Consider the following 18,038-nt stretch of genomic DNA (forward strand, 5'->3'; position numbering starts at 1 on the left):
CACGTGGCCTGCACCACCATTCTGTTTATTGTCATGCTCAAGGAGGTAACGTTCCGTCCGTCAGGGCAACGGTCGGGGTGCGGCACAGGACAGCAGTGCGCGGGACGGGGGAACGGTGAGTGGGATTCTCGTCCACCTGCCGGAGGGGAACGGCGACGAAGCGGTGACGCTGCGGCTCGGGCCCGGGGAGCGGGCGCGCTTCGGGCGGGGCTCGGCCGGTACGCCGGTGGAGCTCCGGCTCGGCGACGAGTCGGTGTCCCGGCTGGCCGGGGAGATCCACGCGACGGACGACCACTGGCAGTTGAGCAACCTCAGCAACACCCACGCCTACCTGGTGGAGAACCCGGAGGGCGCCGGCGAGTACCTCCGGGTGCCGCCGCGCCGGATCGGCGCGCCGATCCCCTTCGAGTTCGCCCGGGTGGTGCTGCCCTCGCGGCGCGAAACCCCGCTGTCCTTCCAGGTGTTCGCGCCCGACCACGTCTACCTCGACCCGCACGCCCGCGGCGGCTCCTGGGAGAGCCGCACCATGACGGCGTACTCGCTGGACGAGACGGCCACCTACTTCCTGGTGCTGGTCGCGCTCTGCGAGCCGTGGCTGCGCGACCTCTCCCCCGCCGCCGTGCCCACCACCCCCCAGGTGGTCGCGCGGCTGCGCAGCCACCCCGCCTGCGCCCGGCTCACCGCGCGCGCGGTCAGCTCCCACCTCGACTACCTCGCCGACGAGAAGCTCCGCGTCGAGCTGCCCGACGGCGCGGGGCGCCCGGACCGCCGCAGCGGCAAGCGCGAGGCCGTCGTCGGGCTGGCGTTGAAGTTCGGCATCGTCCGCGAGGAGCACCTCGCGCTGCTGCCGCGCCCCGAGGCGCCGGGCCCGGACGGCAGGGAACGGTAGGGAGGGCAGCGAGCATGCACGATCCGGCCTTCTGCGGGGACGGTGAGGACCTGCTGCCACCCGGCCACCGGGTCGGCGGGTGGACCGTGACGGGGCTCATCGGCGAGGGCGGCTGGGCGACCGTCTACGCCGCGCGCCGGAGCGGGACGGGCGGCAACGAGGGAGGGGACGGAGGGGACGCGGACGGCACGGTCGCACTCAAGGTGCTGCCGACCGCCGGGCTCGCCCCCCGCCAGGCCCGCAGCGTTGCCGAAGCCGCCCGCCGCGAGGTCGAGTTGGCCCGGACGGCGCCGCACCCCCGGCTGGTCCCGCTGCTCGACACCCTCACCCTGGCCGCTCCCGACCACCCCGCGCTGGACGGCGCGATCGTCCTGGTCATGGAGCGCGCCCAGTGCACCCTGCGCGAACTGCTCGCCACCGGCGTCGACGAGGACCGGGGCGGCCGGATCGTGGCCGGCATCTGCGAGGGCCTGGCCCACCTGCACCGCTCCGGCTGGGTGCACACCGACCTCAAGCCCGAGAACGTCCTGATCGGCCGGGACGGCGAGGTCCGCCTCTCCGACTTCGGCCTCGCCATCGAACTCACCGGCACCCACGGCCACTGCGCCCCGATGGGCACCCCCGACTACCTCCCGCCGGAGCGGTGGAAGGAGCCGCTCGGCGAGCAGGGCGTCAAGATCCGGACCACCGCCGACATCTGGGCGCTGGGCATCGTGATCCACGAGGTGTTCGCCGCGGGCGTCCCGCCCTTCCCCGGCGCCACCCCGACCGCGCGCAGCGCCGCCGCCCAGCAGTACGCCGAGGGCCGCGCCGCGCTGCGCCTGGCCTCCGACGTCCCGCCGTTCTGGCGCGAGCTGGCCGCCGACTGCCTCGCCCCGAGCCACGCCGCCCGCGCCCCGCACACCGCGGAGAGCCTGCTGGCCCGGATCCGTGACCACCGGTCCGGACGGCGGCCGCGCCGCCGCAGCCGCCCGCGGCTGCGCCTGGCCCTGCTCGCGCTGGTCGCCGCCGCGACGGCCGCCGGTTCCGCCGCGGCGCTCTGGCCGCGCGCCGAGTCGCCCGGGCACCCGGGCCGGATCCGGGTCTTCAACGCCGAGCGCAGCTGCCAGGACCGCGCCGACCGCGACCCCGCGTGCAGCCTGGGCCTGGCCGTCGACCCGCACCGCCCGTACACGGCCGACAACGTGGTGCCCACCCGGGTCTGGCACGGCGACACCCTCGACGCCGACTGCCGGCTCACCACCGGCCTGCCCATCGTGGACGAGGAGGACCGCACCTCCACCCTCTGGTACCGGGTCCACCTCCCCGACACCGCCGCCGCCTGGCTCCCGGCCGTCCGCACCAAGGACCGCCCGGCCCTCGTCGACTGCCCCTGAGCGCCGCGGCGCACCGGGGGGCGTCCCGCGTGCCACTCCGGATCGTTCCGGATTCCGGGCCCGGCGGGGCCGCCACTACCTTGTCGACGGCGCCGGCCGGACCGGGCGGCGCGGAGTGCAGGGAGCAGCGATGTCGACGACCGCCACCACCACCCGGCCGAGCAGCGCCGAACTCGGGGACCAGGAGCGCGCGGTGCTCCGGGCGGTCGGCTGCGGTCTGAGAGACGACGAGATCGCGGCCGCCCTCGCCGTCACCGAGGAGGCGGTGGCCGGAGCCCTGGCGCGGGTCCTCGGGAAGCTCGGGCTGCGCGACCGGGCCGCCGCCATCGTGCACGCCTTCGACTGCGGACTGGTGGCGCCCGGCCGCGGCCCCCGTACGCCGGGGTCGGGGTCCGCTTCGGCACCCGGGTCGGCGTCGGTGCCCCGCGGCGCCACGGTCCGGACGGCCGCCGCGAAGGTGCGGATCTCGGTGCTCGGCCCGCTCCGGGCGCAGCACGGCGGGAGGGACCTGGACCTGGGGCACCTGCGTCAGCAGGCCGTGCTGGCGGCGCTGGCGCTGCACCGGGGACGGACCGTCAGCCAGCAGGAGCTGCTGGACGGCGTGTGGGGGTCGGAGCCGCCGGTCACCAATGTGGTGCCGGTCCATGTGTACCGGCTGCGCAAGGCCCTGCGCCTCGGGGACTGTCCGGACTCGGTGATCGAGCACGACCGGTACGGCTACCGCCTGGTCGCCGGGGCGACCGAGGTGGACCTGGCCCGGATGGAGGAGCTGGTCACCGCCGCCGGGGCGGCCCACCGGGCGGGCGACCTGTCGGAGGCGGTCCGGCTCTGTTCCCGGGCGCTGGACCTGTTCCGCGGGGAGCCGCTGGCCGGGCTGCCGGGCCCGCTCGCCGAACTGGAGCGGCTGCGGCTGACCGAGCGCCGGATCACCGTCGCCCAGCGGCGTTCGGAGTGGCGGCTCCGGCTGGGGCAGTACGCCGGGGCGATCGCGGAGCTGATGGCGCTGTCCGGGGAGCACCCGCTGAACGAGCCGGTGGCGGCGATGCTGATGGGTGCGCTGTTCCGCGGCGGGCGCCAGGCGGACGCGCTGGCCGTGTTCGACCGCACCCGGCGCAGGCTCGCCGACGAGCTGGGGGTCCCGCCGAGCCCGGTGCTGCGGCGGACGCAGCGGCTGATCCTGCGCGGGGCCTGAGCCCGCCCGACGTCCGGTACGGCGAGGCCCCACCGGGGAGGTTCCCGGTGGGGCCCGTAGCCGGACTACCCGGCACGGCCGGCACGGCCGGCACGGTCAGGAAGGCTCAGGAGGCGAAGGCCCGCTCCAGCCGGGGGATCAGGTCCCGGAGGTCCTGTTCCCAGCAGTAGGCGTTGTGGCCGCCGTTGCACTGGCTCCCCCAGGCGGAGCCGTCGCCGTAGTCGACGTAGTAGTAGGGCATGCCCAAGGCGTCCATGTGCTCCTTGACGTGCTTGGACGCGCCTTCGAGCCAGAACTCCAGGTAGGTGGGCGAACCGTGTCCGTTGCCGACGTAGATGGAGACCCCGACGCCGGCGAGCCGGTCCATGTGCTGGGAGGGGTCGGCCGCGTTCCACCGCCAGTCCGCGTTGAACACCGGGTAGGGGGTGCCGAACAGGGCGTCGCTGTCCACGCCCGGCTTGTAGGGGTCGTTGTTCGGGTCGCCGCAGGACCCGGTGGCCGAGCCGCAGAGCGCGCCCTGGGCGTCGATGAGGGAGGCGACGACGGCCAGTCGCAGGTCCATGGAGTCGGCCGACAGGTCGATGTCCCCGGACAGGGACGCGGTCTGGCTGAACAGGTCGGGGCGGTCCTGGGCGTAGTGGAGGGCGCCGAACCCGCCCATGGAGACCCCGGCGACGGCGCGGCCCTTCTTGGTGGCGACGGTGCGCAGGTTGGCGTCGATGAACGGGATCACCTGGTTGAGGTGGAAGTTCTCCCAGTTCTGGGCGCCGAGCTGGGTGTTCTGGTTGAACCAGTTCGCGTACCAGCCGCGGGCGCCGCCGTCCGGGATGACGGTGATCATCGCGTTGGACGTGGTCAGGGCCGGGTAGTTCTGCTGGATCGGGTCGTCGGGCGAACCGTGCAGGAAGTACAGCACCGGGTAGCGCCGGGTCGGGTCGTCGCCGTAGCCGCTCGGCAGGATGATCTTGATGTGGTGCTTGCCGGTGACCTCGGGGGTGGTGACAGTGAGGTAGAAGTTGGTGGGGCCGCCCACGCTCGTGTCGACCTGGGTCAGGCCGTACCCGTCCGTCATCCGCGGCGGTTGCCCGGTACCGACGGCGGCGGTGGCCCGGGCCGGAGCGGCGGCCTGGGCAGGAGCGGCCGGAGCGGCCGTGGTGGCCGTCCCGAGGATGCCGGCGACGGCGGCCAGCAGGGCCACCAGCCTTCGCCGGCGGTGCGGTGTCCTCGTCATGGTGGTCCCCCTCGTGGGCGTGGTCGGGTGCGGCGCGGTCTCGGCCGGGGGCTCAGTCAAGGACCTTGACCTCCAGGGCCGGTGAGGCCGCGATCTGCTCCTCGGTGTAGCGCTCGGGCGCCCACTGGCCGGTCGAGAACAGCTTGGTCTGGTCGGCGTAGTGCGGCGAGTTCGGGTTGGCGGACTGGGAGTAGGCCAGCACCGAGGAGGCCTGCGGCGGCCCGTCGGCGGTGAACCGGGTCTCCTGGATGAAGCTGGAACCGAAGGTGATGTCGAACTTGCCGTCGACCGTGCCGGGCGTGACCACGTTCAGCACGCCCGTTTCGTGGATCGCGCCGGGGACCGGGATCTGCTCGCCGTTGCGGGTGACCTTCTGGACCTCCGACAGCCGCGCGTCCAGCGCGATGCCGGCGTTGCGCAGGGAGAGCACGGCCCGGGCGACCGAGTTGCGGACGACGTCGTTGCCGGCGTCCAGCGAATTGGGCGTGTGCACCGGGTCCTTGGGGTCGAAGGGCACCCGCCAGGGCAGCTTCTCGATCGCCTGCCCGCCGCCCAGGAGGAACCAGACGTTCTCGAACAGCCAGGAACCCCGGCTGTCCGGCGTGAAGTCGTGGTTCCAGGCGGCCAGGATCGGACACGCCTCGCTGATGTTGACCAGGTTGCCGTCCACCAGCACGAGCCCGAACGGCGCGCCCTGGCAGGCGCTCACGGTGGCGTTGAGGGCCAGGTCGGCCGCCCTGCTGTGGTCGGAGAACAGCAGTTGCCGCATGGTCTCCGGGGTGAAGCCCCGGCCCGGCAGGCCGTCGGTGCCGTTGATCCGGTTCTGGGCGGTGAGGATCAGCTGCTGGGTGCGCAGCGTCCGGGGTGCCGCGCTGTCGCCCATCACCCGGGGGAAGGACAGCGGCTGCTCGGGGTTGGCCAGCCAGGCGCTGTCGTTGGCGTTGCCCACGAAGTCGGAGCGGATCAGCCGCGGTTGCCGGTGCGGGTCCATCAGCCCCGGCGCGACGGCGTTCGAGTCGTTCGGCCAGTCGCACTCGCTGCGTTTGCCGTCGAAGATCGACACCGGTGGCACGTTGGGCTGCCGCAGCGACTGGTTGAACAGGATCTGGCCGGTCAGGGTGAGGCAGGACTGCGCGTGGGCGTCGGTGATGTTCGGGGTGGCCTGGATGTCCGCGTAGAGCGCGTTGCCCTTGCGGTCCGAGGCGACGGTGTTGAAGAAGGGGACGCCCTCGGTGGTCTCCAGGACGTTCACCACCTCGTTGACGTCCTTGGCCTGGTCGAGGTGGAACCAGGTGTTCAGCGCCCGCAGGTTGTCCATGTTGGCGTCCCGCACCGCGTGCGCGCTCACGACCCAGGGCAGCGGGATGCCCTGGACCGAGGTGGTGATCGGGCCGTAGCGGGTGGCCCAGAGGGTCCTGGTGACCCGGCCGACGGAGCCGTCCGGGTTCAGCACGTCGACCCCGACCTGCTGCGAGGTCATCGGCGTCCAGACGCCGTCCACCAGGTAGTTGGTGGGATGCAACGGGTCCACCTGGACGTCGAACAGGCCGAACGGGGCCACCGTGGCGACGGTGTGGCTCCAGGCGACGTCGTCGTTGTGCCCGATGTTCACGGCGGGCAGGCCGAGCAGGCTGGCCCCGGAGACGTTGAAACGGCCCGGGATGGTCAGTTGGGCCTGCCACATCCGGTTCTTGCCCTGCCAGGGGAAGTGCGGGTTGGCCAGCAGCATGCTGGTGCCCCCGGACACCCCCTGGGCGCCCACCGCCAGGGCGTTGCTGCCCATGCTGCCCTGCTGCCGGGCGGCGGCCATCGCCTCGCGGATCCGGTTGCCGGTCTCCTCCGGCGAGAGCTGCGGCGCGGCTGCGGCCGGCTGGGCGGCACCGGGCTGGGCGGCGACCGAGGCGCCCGGGGGTGCGGCGTTGACCTCGCCGTCCACCAGCGGGTCGGCGCTGCCCATGATGATCTCGGCGTGGGCGTGCCGGTAGACGTCCAGTTCGGTGATCGGCCGCACCCAGGCGGCGCCGCGGCAGGCCGGGTCGGTGATGTTGCCGACCCCGGTCTCGGCCAGGTACCGGTTGTAGCCCTGGACGTAGCCGCGGATGGCCTCCTTGACCTCCGGCTCCGGGCCCCTGGGCGCGGGCTGGTCGATCAGCCCCTCCACCACCCGGTTGTCGTTGATCCGCTGGAAGTAGAGGTCGCTGTTGAGGTTGGTGGTGACGTTCTGGTTCTGGCCGGGGCTGGCCTTGCCGTTCGGGCCCAGGTAGCGGGAGCGCTGGGCGTTGACCATCAGGTAGGTGTCGGCCAGGGTGCAGATGTTGTCCTTGGCGGCGGCGTACCCGTAGCCCTCCCCCAGCCCGGCCAGGTCGGCGGCGATGATGTGCGGGATGCCGTACTCGGTGTAGCGGATCGTCGGTTTGTCCGGTGCGCCGGCGGTGGCCGCCGGTCCGGCGGCCGGTCCGGCGGCCGGTGCTCCCGCGGCCACCGTCGTGCCCATCAGTGCCACCGCGGCCAAGACCGCCACCGGCAGCCTCGCTGTGAGTCCCCTCCGCGCCATCGGGCCGTCCCTTCCCTGTCATCCGAGGGTTTTGTCCGTACGCGGCCACGCTAGGGAGGGGCGATGACAGACCGATGACGCAGGCCCCCGCCACCGCCCCCCGCAGACGACTCACCACCTGCCGGCGGCCGGGCGGCGCCCGGGCACTGACAGGTGGTGAGGGGGCCGGTTGCGGGCCCGGCGGCTACGGGCGGTACGGGCGGCTACCAGCTCGCCGGGTACCAGGCGCCGTTGTACCACTGCTCGTTGGCGCCGTCGTTGTGGTGGTCCATGTTGAAGTCTTCGGGGTAGTTCTTGACGTGGTTGTTCGGGTAGGTCCAGATGCCGGCGGACTCGTCGCAGACGTAGTCCCAGTGGCAGATCGTCTTGACCGGCACGTTGCCGAAGAACCGGTCGGCCCCCGCCAGCGGGGCGCCGATGATGCCGCCGAACGGCACGGCCCCGCCGTTGGCCCCGGGCGGGCCCTGGCGCTTGGGGTCGGCGACCAGGATGGCGTTGACGTTGCCGAAGGTCTGCCAGTTCTCGGTCACCCACACGTGCACCACGCCGGCGCCCAGCGAGTACCCGGCCATCTTGACGTGCTGGTCGGGACAGGCCGCGCGCTGGTCGCGGACCAGCCGGTTCAGCTCGTTGACGCCCGCCCGGGTGCTCGCCCCGTTGGGGATCTGGGTCGGGTAGCCGACGTGCTGCTGGATGTTGCCGTAGAAGCCGTCGTTGTTCCAGGAGCTGCCGGTGCCCCCGACGACGATCGTGTAGGTGCCCTCGCACGGGGCGGCCACGCGCGTGGTCGCCGCCTGTGCCGTGGCGCCTTGGGCCGCCGTCAGCCCCACCGTCAGCAGGAGCCCGGCGGACGCGGCGGCGATCTTTCGTGCTTGCATGGCGTTTCCTCCCCACGAGGTCGGCCCGCCCGCCCGCTCCGTTGCGGCGCGTGGTGGGCCCAGGTCACCGGAGGACCATCGCAGCGGGCGATGACAGAGCGATGAAGCCGATCGTCCGGGGGGCACCGCCGCCGGTCAGGAGCGGCGGGCCGGACGGCGGCGCGGGGTGCCGAAGGCGCGCAGGAAGGTGTCGACGCCGGTGCGGACGGCGGTGGCGAGGTCCGCGGGGGCGACGGGCCGGGTGCCGAGGGCGGAGAGGCCGGGGAGGTTGCCGGAGACCAGGGCGATGAACTGGGCCGCCGCCACGGCCGGGTCGTCGAGGTCCAGGTGGCCGCGGTTGGCCAGGCTGGAGAGGCGGCCGGCCAGGACGTCCTGGACGGGCTGGGAGCCGCGGGCCACGACCTGGTCGTAGAGGTCGGGCAGCCGGGAGGCCTCGGCGTAGAGCAGCCGTTGCAGGGCCCAGCCCTCGTCGCTGAGCTGGCACTCGACCACGCGGTGGGCCACCCGTTCCAGTTCGGCCGCGAGGTCCTGTCCGTCGTCGGGGAGGCTGGCGAGGGCGGCGACGATGCGGTTGGCGGTGCGTTCGGCGCCGTCCCGCATCACCACCCGGAAGAGGTTCTCCTTGTCCCCGAAGTGGTTGTAGAGCGTCGGCTTGGCCACTCCGGCCGCCGCGGCGATGGCGTCGATGCCCGCCTGGGCGTAGCCCTCGCGCGTGAACACCTTGACCGCGGCGTCCAGGATGGCGCTGCGCTTGTCGATCCGGCCACGGCCCGTACCCGGGAGTTCACGTTCGTTCACGTTCCTCACAGTAGCGCACAGCTGCTTGCTAAATCGGATCTGAACTCATGAGTTCAGTTTCAGGGGAGGCTGGGCACCGGGTGCCTTGCTGGGGCGGATGCCATCTCGGGTGCCGCCTCCCATGGAGCGGACGGCAATTGAACAACCCAGTTCAGTCTGATTAACTACCCGGGTCAGTGGGAATCGTTTCGCGCCAGTCCCTGGGCGAGAACTGACCATTCATCGGCGCTCCGGTTCCGGAGCCGGTCTCCTAGGAGTACGGGGTGTCCGCCACGCGTGGCCTGCCGGGCATGCGCCCGCTGCTCGCCGCCACCCGCCGGGCGATCGACCTCTCCCGTACCGACAGCGCGCTCTGTACCCGGCCGCGTTGTGCCCCCGCGCGGCCCGGCAGCCACTGACCGGCCGGCGCGACGGCCCTCGCGGCGACCCCGACCCGTCCCCGGCGGCCCCGCCGCCGTCCGCGCCTCGGAGAGAAGCCCCGCCATGCGACCGCACCCCGACACCCTCGCCCCCGCCGCCGCCAGGACCGCCGCCGCCAGGACCGGGACCCGGCACCGAACCGCCCTGCACAGCAGGGGGTTCCGCTCCAGACTCGGCCTCGTCGCCGCCCTCACCGTGCTCCCGCTGACCGCCGCCTGCGCCGGCTCCGCGACCACCCCGGGCGGCGCCGACGCCGCCGGCGGCGACCGGCCGGTGGCCGGCGGCACCCTCACCCTCGCCGTCCCCTACGGCCCGACCTGCCTCGACCCGCACCAGGGCCAGGCCGACGCCCTGTTCTCCCGGGCCGCGCTGGACTCCCTGGTGTGGCAGGACGACAGCGGCACCGTCCAGCCCTGGCTGGCGAAGTCCTGGAAGATCTCCGAGGACCAGAAGACCTACACCTTCACCCTGCGCACCGGCGTCACCTTCAGCGACGGCACCGCCTTCGACGCCGCCGCCGTGAAGGCCAACCTGGACCACGTGGTCGCCCCCGCCACCAAGTCCGCCGGCGCCGCCCAGCTGATCGAGAACTACCGCTCGGCCAGGGTGGTCGACCCGCAGACCGTGGAGGTCGCCCTCGCCGCGCCCGCCTCCTCGTTCCTCACCGGCCTGGCCTCCCCGAGCCTCGGCATCGAGTCGCCCGCCACCCTGGCCGGCGACCCCAAGGCGCTCTGCTCGAAGATCGTCGGCACCGGCCCCTTCACCAGCGCCGAGGGGTTCACCCCGCAGCAGGGCATCACCTACCAGCGCCGCGCCGACTACGCCTGGGCCCCCGAGGGCGCCGCCAACCGGGGCGCCGCCCACCTGGACCGGCTCACCGTACGGATCGTCCCCGACAGCTCCTCCCGCCAGGGCGCGCTGACCAGCGGTCAGGCCGACGCCGCCGCCGCGATCGCCCCGGTCAACGTCGCCAAGCTCAAGGCCGACCCGAAGTTCACCGTGCAGAGCGCCGTCTCCCCCGGCGTGCCGTGGAGCCTGAACCCCAACACCGAGAAGGGCCCGCTCGCCGACGTCCGGCTGCGCCGCGCACTGCGCAACGGCATCGACTGGCACCTGATCGTCCAGAAGCTCTACTTCGGCGTCTTCCCGGCCGCCACCGGACCGCTCTCCCCGTCCACCCCGCAGTACGCGGCGGGCGTCGCCGACCAGTACCGGTACGACGCGGCGGCCGCCGGGAAGCTGCTGGACGAGGCCGGCTGGACGGCGCGCGACGGCGAGGGCTACCGCACCAGGGACGGGAAGCGGCTGAGCCTGGACTTCCTGTACATCGGCGAGTACTTCGGCCAGTACACCGCCCTGGCCACCCAGATCCAGGCCGCCGCGAAGGACCTCGGGATCGAGATCCGCAACCAGAACCTGGACACCGGCACGTACGTCAAGCGCGTCCTGGCCGGGGACTACGACCTGCTCAACAGCAGCGCCAACAACTCCTCCCCGGACGCGCTGCGGCTGGTCTTCGGCAGCGCCCACATCCCCACCGCCAAGATCGACAACAACGCCGCCCGCTACCACGACGACCAGGTCGACGCCCAGCTCGCCGACGCGCTCGCGACCACCGACGTGCAGCGGCAGAAGACCCTCTACGCCGCCGTCCAGCAGAAGGTGAGCCAGGACGCGGCGATCCTGCCGGTGTTCAGCAACGCCTACGTGCTGGGCACCTCCGCCCGGGTGCGGGGCGTCGTCTTCGAGCAGCAGAGCTTCCCGAACTTCGCCGACGCCTGGCTCGCCCGGTGACCGGCGCCGTGGCGGACCGCCGCCCCGGCGGCGCCGCGCTGAACCGCCTCGGCGGCGCCGCCCTGCGCCGGCTCGGCAGCGCCGTCCTGGTGCTCTGGGGCGCGGTGACGCTCGCCTTCCTCGCCCTGCACCTCACCTCCGGCGACCCGGTCGACCTGCTCACCGGCCTGCGCGGCACCGGCGACGGGCTGCGCGAGGAGATCACCCGGGAGTACGGGCTCGACCGGCCACTGCCGGTGCAGTACCTGACCTTCCTCGGCCATGTGCTGCGCGGCGACCTCGGCGACTCCTACGTGCTGCACCTGCCGGTGCGCACCGCGATCGGCCAGCAGCTCGGCCCGACCCTCCAACTGCTGGGCGCCACCGTGCTGGTGACCGTCGCGCTGGCCGTCCCGGCGGCCCTGCTGACGGCCGGCCGGCCCCGCTGGGTGCGCACCCCCGTCGCCCTGCTGGAGGGCCTGGGCGTGGCCGTGCCCGCGTTCTGGCTCGGCACCCTGCTGCTCGCCCTGTTCTCCTTCCGGCTGCGCTGGTTCCCCGCGCTGGGCGCGCCGGGGCTGGACGGGCTCGTGCTGCCCGCCCTGGCGCTGGCCGCCGGGCCCGCCGCCGTGATCACCCGGGTGCTGCGCCGCAGCCTGGAACGGACCCTGGACGAACCCTTCGTCACCACCGCCCGGGCCCGGGGCCTCGGCGAGGCGGCCGTCCGGCTGCGGCACGCGCTGCAGCACGGCCTGCTGCCGGTCACCACCCTGGTCGGCTGGCTGACCGGCTCGCTGATCGGCGGCGCGGTGGTGGTCGAGTCGGTCTTCTCCCGGCAGGGGCTGGGCACGCTCGCCGTCACCGCCGTCCGCAACAAGGACCTGCCGCTGGTCATCGGCATCGTGCTGGTCGCGGGGCTGGTCTACACCGTCGTCAACACCGCCGTCGACCTGTCCTACCGGCTGGTCGACCCGCGGCTGCGCACCAGCGAGAGCTGAGGAGGAAACCCCGTGGTCATCCCCCGCATCCGCCCCGGCCTCGCACTGGGGCTCGCGGTCTGCGCCCTCCTGCTGCTGGCCGCACTCGCGCCGGGCCTGTTCGGCGGCGCCGGGCCGGACGCCGCCAACCCCGCCGACACCCTGCTGCCGCCCGGGTCCGCCCACTGGATGGGCACCGACGAGAACGGACGCGACGTCTACTCCCGCGTCGTGCACGGCGCCCGGCCCTCGCTGCTGATCGGCCTGGCCGCCTCCGCCCTGGCGCTGGCGGCCGGCACCCTGGTGGGCGTGCTGGCCGCCCAGGGCGGGCGGACCGTCGACCGGATCGCCGGCCGGCTGCTGGACGTGCTGCTGTCCGTCCCGGGCGTGCTGCTGGTGCTGCTGGTCGTCGCGGTGCTGGGCACCGGCACCGGGAACCTGGTGGCCGGGCTCGCCCTGGTCACCCTGCCCGGGTACGCCCGGCTGGTGCGCGCCGAGGTGCTGCGGGTGCGCGGCACCGGCTACGTCGAGGCGGCCACCGTGCTCGGCTGGTCGCGGCTCCAGGTGGTCCTGCGGCACGTCGTGCCGAACGCCGTCGGGCCGCTGCTGGCGCTGGCCACCGTCGGCGTCGGCGGCATGATCGTCACCGGCTCGGCGCTCAGCTTCCTCGGGCTGGGCCCGCAGCCGCCCACCGCCGAGTGGGGCGCGATGCTGGCGGGCAGCGGCGACTACGTCCAGGTCGCCTGGTGGACGGCGGTCTTCCCCGGGGCGGCGATCACCCTCACGGTGCTGGCCGTCTCGGCCGTCGGGCAGTGGCTCCAGGACCGGGCCGAGGGGCGGGTGGCGCGATGAGCACCGAGACCCGGTCCGAGTCCGCGCACCCGCGGACCGAGCCCGCGCCGCCGGTGGTCGAGGTGCGCGGCCTCCACGTCGCCTTCCCCGGCCGGCGCGGCCCGGTCACCGCCGTACGCGGCCTGTCGCTGACCGTCGGCGCCGGCGAGAGCGTCGCCCTGGTCGGCGAGTCCGGCTCCGGCAAGAGCGTCACCGCGCGCGCCCTGGTCGGGCTGACCGGGCCGGGGGCGCGCACCACCGCCGAGGTGTTCCGGATCGACGGGCGCGACGCGGGCGCGCTGACCGACCGGCAGTGGCGGCCGCTGCGCGGACGCCGGATCGGCTTCGTGCTCCAGGACGCGCTGGTCTCGCTCGACCCGCTGCGCCGGGTCGGCGACGAGATCGCCGAGGCGCTGCGCGCCCACCGCACCGTGCCGCGCGCCGAGGTGCCCGCGCGGGTCCTGGCGCTGCTCGCCGAGGCAGGGGTGCCCGAACCGCGGCTGCGGGCCCGGCAGTTCCCGCACCAGCTGTCCGGCGGGCTGCGCCAGCGCGCCCTGATCGCCTCCGCGCTCGCCGCCGACCCGGCGCTGCTGATCGCCGACGAGCCCACCACCGCCCTGGACGTCACCGTCCAGGCGCAGATCCTGGAACTGCTCGCCGAGCGGCGCCGGGCCGGCCGGGCGCTGCTGCTGATCAGCCACGACCTGGCGGTGGTGGCGCGGGTCGCCGACCGGGTGCTGGTGATGAAGGACGGCGAGGTGGTCGAACAGGGCCCCACCGCCGAGGTGCTGGCCGAGCCCCGGCACCCGTACACCCGGCGGCTGCTGGCGGCCGTGCCCCGGCCGGGGGCGCGCGGCACCCGGCTGTCCGGGCCGCGGGCGGGCGCCGAACTGCCCCGGCCGCGCACCGGGGAGCGGGTGGTGCTGCGCGCCGAGGGCCTCGGCAAGTCCTTCGCCGCCCCGGGGCACGCCCCGGTGGCCGCCGTCCGGGACGTCTCGCTGACCCTGCGGGAGGGCCGCACGCTCGGCATCGTCGGCGAGTCCGGTTCCGGCAAGAGCACCACCGGGCGCCTGCTGCTGGGCCTGGCCGCGCCGGACACCGGGAGCGTCGAGGTGGACGGGCAGTCCTGGCAGGGCCTGCGCGGCGCCCGGCGGCGCGCCCTGCACCGGCGGATCCAGGTCGTCCACCAGGACCCGCTCAGCAGCTTCGACCCGCGCTACCCCGTCGCCCGGATCATCGCCGAGCCGCTGGCCGCCACCGGGGTGCCCCGGCGGGCCCGGGCCGGCCGGGTCGCCGAGCTGATGGCCCAGGTCGGGCTGGGCCCGGAACTGCTGCACCGCCGTCCGCGCGAACTGTCCGGCGGGCAGCGCCAACGGGTCGCGATCGCCCGGGCGCTGGCACCGCGCCCGCGGATCGTCGTGCTCGACGAGCCGGTGGCGGCGCTGGACGTCTCCGTCCAGGCCCAGGTCCTCGACCTGCTGGCCGAGCTGCGGGCCGAACTCGGCGTGGCCTACGTGTTCGTCTCGCACGACCTCGGCGTGGTGCGCCACGTCGCCGACGAGGTGCTGGTGATGAAGGACGGCGAGGTCGTCGAGTCCGGGGACGTCGCCGAGGTCCTGACCGCGCCGCGCCACCCCTACACCCGCCAACTGCTGGACGCCGTCCCCCACCTGGACGGCCCGAACCCCGGGAAGGCCCGATGAGCACCGAACGCGAGCTCCACCTCAACCTGCACATGGTCGGCGGCGCCATGGGCGTGCACCCCGCCGCCTGGCGCGAACCCGGCTCCGACCCGTACGGCTTCGCCCGGGTGGAGACCTGGGTGGACGCCGCCCGGACCGCCGAACGCGGGCTGATGGACGCGGTCTTCCTCTCCGACACCCCCGGGGTCTTCGCCGACATCCAGACCAGCCCGCACGGCGCGTACTACCACGAGCCGACACTGATCCTCACCGCGATCGCCGCCGCCACCTCCCGGATCGGACTGATCGCCACCGCCTCCACCACCTCCAACGAGCCCTACAACATCGCCCGCCGGTTCAAGTCGCTGGACGTGCTCAGCGGCGGGCGGGCCGGCTGGAACGCCGTCACCACCTACATCCCGCAGGTGGCGGCCAACTTCGGCGGCAGCGGCCTGGCCCCGCGCACCGACCGGTACGCGCGCGCCGAGGAGTTCGTGGACATCGTCAAGGCGCTGTGGCGCAGCTGGGAGCCGGAGGCGCTGGTCGCGGACGTGCGCACCGGGCGGTTCACCGACCCGGGGCGGCTGCGGCCGATCTCCCACCAGGGCGAGCACTTCAGCGTCCGCGGGCCGCTGCCGCTGCCGCCCTCCGCCCAGGGCCACCCGCTGGTGGTGCAGGCGGGCGCCTCCGAGCCGGGGCGCGAACTGGCCGGGCGGACGGCCGACCTGGTGTTCTCCGGGGCCAAGACCCCGGACGTCGCGCACGCCTACGCCGCCGACGTCCGCGCCCGGGCCGAACGGCACGGCCGCGACCCCCGGTCGGTCAAGATCCTGCCCGGGCTGATGACCACCGTCGCCGACAGCCGGCGCGAGGCGCTGGCCCGGCTGCGCCGGCTGGACGAGCTGGCCGGCCACGCCCCCTGGCGCGGGGCGCACATCGAGGCGATCGGCACGCCCGAGCAGGTCGCCGACGTCGCCGAGGAGTGGTTCGTCTCGGGCGCCGCGGACGGCTTCACCCTGATGCCGGACGTCTTCGCCGACGGGCTGCCGGCCTTCGTCGACCTGGTGGTGCCGATCCTGCAGAAGCGCGGCGTCTACCGCTCCTCCTACCGGGGCGCCACGCTGCGCGAGCACTACGGACTGCCGCACCCGTACCCGACCCCCGCCCCGGCCGGCGTGTGACCACCGCCGCCCGGACCCGGTCCACCCGCCCCCGGCGCACCGGGGGCCGACTCCTGAGGAAACAGGCATGACCGCATTCTCCGTCCTCGACCAGGGCCCCCGACGGGCCGGCACCGGCACCTCCGAACTGCTCGACGAGGCCGTCCGACTCGCCCGGCACGTCGAGGCGTTGGGTTTCAGCCGGTACTGGGTCGCCGAGCACCACGCCGAGGCGGCGGTGGGCATCTCGGCGCCCGAGATCGTCATCGCCCACCTGGCCGCCCGCACCACCCGGCTGCGGATCGGCGCCGGCGGGATGCTGCTGCCCAACCACTCGCCGCTGCACGTCGCCGAGCAGTTCCGCACCCTGGAGGCGCTGCACCCGGGCCGGATCGACCTCGGCATCGGCCGCTCCACCGGCACCGGGCACGGGCCGACCGCCGCCCTGCTGCAGCGCTCCTCGCTCGCCCCGGACGTCTTCAACGGCCAGCTGGCGCAGCTGCTGGCCTTCGGCGGGCACACCGCCCTGCCGGACGGGCACGAGCTCGCCGCCGTCCGGGCCGTGCCGACCGACGCGCCGCTGCCCGAGGTGTTCCTGCTCGGCGGCAGCCCCGCCTCGGCGGGCACCGCGGCCCGGCTGGGCCTGGGCTACGCGTACCTGGCGGCCTACCAGGACCCCGGCAACGCCTTCACGGCGCTGCGCCGCTACCGGGAGCAGTTCCGCCCGGCCCGCGAGGGCGCGCGGCCGTGGGCCGTCCTGACCCTGACCGTGGTGGTGGGCCGGGACGACCGGCACGCCGAGGAGCTGGCCACCCCGTGGCGGCTCGCGCTGGCCCAGCACGCGGTGGGCCGCTCCGCGCCGCTGCTGTCCGTCGAGGAGGCCCTGGGCCACCGGCCGTCCCCGGCCGAGCAGGCCGCGCAGCGCACCCCGCCGCTGAACGACCTGCGCTCGGAGGTGGTCGGCGGACCGGACACGGTGGCGGCGAAGTTGAAGGCCTTCGTGGCCGAGTCGGGCGCGGACGAGGTGATGGTGGTGGCGAACACCTACGACCCGGCGGACCGCCGGGAGTCCTACACCCGGCTGGCCGAGCTCGCGGGCCTGAGCTCCTGACCGCCGGACGTGCCGCAGGGGTGGGACACCGGCCGGTGTCCCACCCCTGCGGCGTGTGGGGGGTTGGGGGGGTGGGGGCTGCGGGGCGGGGGTTCAGAGCCGTACGGGCAGCTCCCGCAGGGCCGGGAGCACCTCGGCGGCGAAGGTGCGCAGCGCGGCGAAGGCCGTGTCGGCGGGCAGGGTGCCGTACTCGAAGGCGGCGTTGACCCGGGTGACGCCGGCGGCGGCGAGTTCGGCGATCTGCTCGACGATCTGCTCGGGCGAGCCGGCCAGCAGCCGCTGGTAGGCGAGTTCCTCGTCGGCCGGGTCGACGGCGGCCGGGACCGGTGGCCGGCCCCCGGTCGGGTAGGCGCCCTCGGCCAGGGCCCGGGAGGTCTGGATCTGCCGGGCGACCTCGCGGGCCGCGGCCCGGCGCCCGGCCGGGTCGGTGCCGACGTGGACGAAGCGGTTGACGGCGTACTCCAGGCCCTCCGCCGCGACCCCCTCCTCGGCCGCCAGGGTGGTCACCGTCCGCCACTGGGCGGCGAGTTCGGCCGGGGTCGACAGGGCGAGGCCGAGCAGGTGGAAGCCCCGCCGGACGGCGAAGCGGGTGGACTCGGGCGACACCGCGGCGGCCCACACCGGCGGGTGCGGGGCCTGGTGGGAGGGCGGCAGGACGGTCACCGGGGCGTCGATCCGGTGGAACTCGCCCTTGTGGGTGACCTCGGTCTCGGTGAGCAGCCGCAGCACCAGGTCGGCGGACTCCTCGAAGGCGGCCCGGCTCCGGTCGAGGTCGCGGCCGAAGCCGAGGAACTCGTGCGGCTGGTAGCCGCGGCCGATGCCGAGGTCCAGGCGGCCGCCGGACAGCTGGTCCAGGGTGTTGACGTCGGCGACCAGGCGGACCGGGTCCCACAGCGGCAGCACCAGGATGCCGGTGCCGATCCGCAGGTCGGGGGCGAGCGCGGCGGCCTGGCCGAGCAGCAGCAGCGGGGAGGAGCTGAGGCTGTAGCCGGAGAAGTGGTGCTCGGTGATCCAGATGCCGGAGAAGCCCCGGTCGTTGGCCCATTCGACCTGCCGGGCGAAGTCCAGGTACTTCTGCCGGGCGGACGACCGGTCGACCGACGGGGAGATGCTGAGGTAGGTGATTCCGACGCGCATGACCGGGGTTCGCTCCTCTGGAAGGTTCGGCG

General features: G+C 74.5%; 15 protein-coding genes. 10 read left to right on the top strand and 5 right to left on the bottom strand.

Going from position 1 to position 18,038, the window contains the following annotated elements; genetic code table 11:
- Window positions 1-115: 115 nt before the first annotated feature.
- From ACFC1T_RS28890 to ACFC1T_RS28900, 3 genes are all read left to right on the top strand, one after another.
- Window positions 116-889 (top strand): serine/threonine protein kinase, encoded by a 774-nt coding sequence (locus tag ACFC1T_RS28890; protein ID WP_375893139.1) that lies wholly within the window; start codon window positions 116-118, stop codon window positions 887-889.
- A 14-nt stretch (window positions 890-903) separates the two neighbouring features.
- Complete coding sequence (locus ACFC1T_RS28895) at window positions 904-2,265, top strand: serine/threonine-protein kinase (protein WP_375893141.1); 1,362 nt, start codon at window positions 904-906, stop codon at window positions 2,263-2,265.
- Between the two features lie 130 nt (window positions 2,266-2,395).
- Window positions 2,396-3,457, top strand: coding sequence for a BTAD domain-containing putative transcriptional regulator (locus ACFC1T_RS28900; protein WP_375893142.1), 1,062 nt, complete (start codon window positions 2,396-2,398; stop codon window positions 3,455-3,457).
- A gap of 106 nt (window positions 3,458-3,563) precedes the next feature.
- Here ACFC1T_RS28900 and ACFC1T_RS28905 read toward each other — a convergent pair whose 3' ends face one another.
- The 4 genes from ACFC1T_RS28905 to ACFC1T_RS28920 form a co-directional block, all read right to left on the bottom strand.
- Window positions 3,564-4,688: an alpha/beta hydrolase gene (locus tag ACFC1T_RS28905; RefSeq protein WP_375893144.1), complete on the bottom strand. Its 1,125-nt coding sequence runs from the start codon at window positions 4,686-4,688 to the stop codon at window positions 3,564-3,566.
- 52 nt (window positions 4,689-4,740) lie between these two features.
- Window positions 4,741-7,182, bottom strand: a complete 2,442-nt coding sequence (locus ACFC1T_RS28910) for a penicillin acylase family protein (protein ID WP_375893146.1) — start codon at window positions 7,180-7,182, stop codon at window positions 4,741-4,743.
- Between the two features lie 263 nt (window positions 7,183-7,445).
- Window positions 7,446-8,120 (bottom strand): cutinase family protein, encoded by a 675-nt coding sequence (locus ACFC1T_RS28915; RefSeq protein ID WP_375893148.1) that lies wholly within the window; start codon window positions 8,118-8,120, stop codon window positions 7,446-7,448.
- A gap of 135 nt (window positions 8,121-8,255) precedes the next feature.
- Window positions 8,256-8,918, bottom strand: coding sequence for a TetR/AcrR family transcriptional regulator C-terminal domain-containing protein (locus ACFC1T_RS28920; protein WP_375893149.1), 663 nt, complete (start codon window positions 8,916-8,918; stop codon window positions 8,256-8,258).
- A gap of 263 nt (window positions 8,919-9,181) precedes the next feature.
- On the opposite strand from ACFC1T_RS28920, the gene ACFC1T_RS28925 reads away from it, so the two are divergent.
- From ACFC1T_RS28925 to ACFC1T_RS28955, 7 genes are all read left to right on the top strand, one after another.
- The gene (locus ACFC1T_RS28925; protein WP_375893150.1) at window positions 9,182-9,316 is read left to right on the top strand and encodes a hypothetical protein; all 135 of its coding nucleotides are present in this window, start codon (window positions 9,182-9,184) and stop codon (window positions 9,314-9,316) included.
- A gap of 85 nt (window positions 9,317-9,401) precedes the next feature.
- Window positions 9,402-11,132 (top strand): ABC transporter substrate-binding protein, encoded by a 1,731-nt coding sequence (locus tag ACFC1T_RS28930; RefSeq protein WP_375893152.1) that lies wholly within the window; start codon window positions 9,402-9,404, stop codon window positions 11,130-11,132.
- The gene (locus ACFC1T_RS28935) at window positions 11,129-12,106 is read left to right on the top strand and encodes an ABC transporter permease (RefSeq protein ID WP_375893153.1); all 978 of its coding nucleotides are present in this window, start codon (window positions 11,129-11,131) and stop codon (window positions 12,104-12,106) included. The genes ACFC1T_RS28930 and ACFC1T_RS28935 overlap by 4 nt, the downstream gene beginning before the upstream one ends.
- Before the next feature lie 12 nt (window positions 12,107-12,118).
- The gene (locus ACFC1T_RS28940; RefSeq protein WP_375893155.1) at window positions 12,119-12,937 is read left to right on the top strand and encodes an ABC transporter permease; all 819 of its coding nucleotides are present in this window, start codon (window positions 12,119-12,121) and stop codon (window positions 12,935-12,937) included.
- Window positions 12,934-14,619, top strand: coding sequence for a dipeptide ABC transporter ATP-binding protein (locus ACFC1T_RS28945; protein ID WP_375893157.1), 1,686 nt, complete (start codon window positions 12,934-12,936; stop codon window positions 14,617-14,619). Before ACFC1T_RS28940 ends, ACFC1T_RS28945 begins: the two co-directional genes overlap by 4 nt.
- Window positions 14,616-15,779 carry an NtaA/DmoA family FMN-dependent monooxygenase gene (locus tag ACFC1T_RS28950; RefSeq protein ID WP_375893158.1) on the top strand — a complete coding sequence of 388 codons (1,164 nt, stop codon included), beginning with the start codon at window positions 14,616-14,618 and terminating at the stop codon, window positions 15,777-15,779. Before ACFC1T_RS28945 ends, ACFC1T_RS28950 begins: the two co-directional genes overlap by 4 nt.
- Window positions 15,780-15,846: 67 nt before the next feature.
- On the top strand, window positions 15,847-16,869 hold the full coding sequence (locus ACFC1T_RS28955; RefSeq protein WP_375893159.1) for an LLM class flavin-dependent oxidoreductase: 1,023 nt from the start codon (window positions 15,847-15,849) through the stop codon (window positions 16,867-16,869).
- A 93-nt stretch (window positions 16,870-16,962) separates the two neighbouring features.
- Here the strand turns inward: ACFC1T_RS28955 and ACFC1T_RS28960 are convergent, their stop codons facing one another.
- Window positions 16,963-18,006, bottom strand: a complete 1,044-nt coding sequence (locus ACFC1T_RS28960; RefSeq protein WP_375893161.1) for an LLM class flavin-dependent oxidoreductase — start codon at window positions 18,004-18,006, stop codon at window positions 16,963-16,965.
- Window positions 18,007-18,038 lie beyond the last annotated feature (32 nt).

This window comes from Kitasatospora sp. NPDC056076 (assembly GCF_042266305.1).
Classification (GTDB): Bacteria; Actinomycetota; Actinomycetes; order Streptomycetales; family Streptomycetaceae; genus Kitasatospora.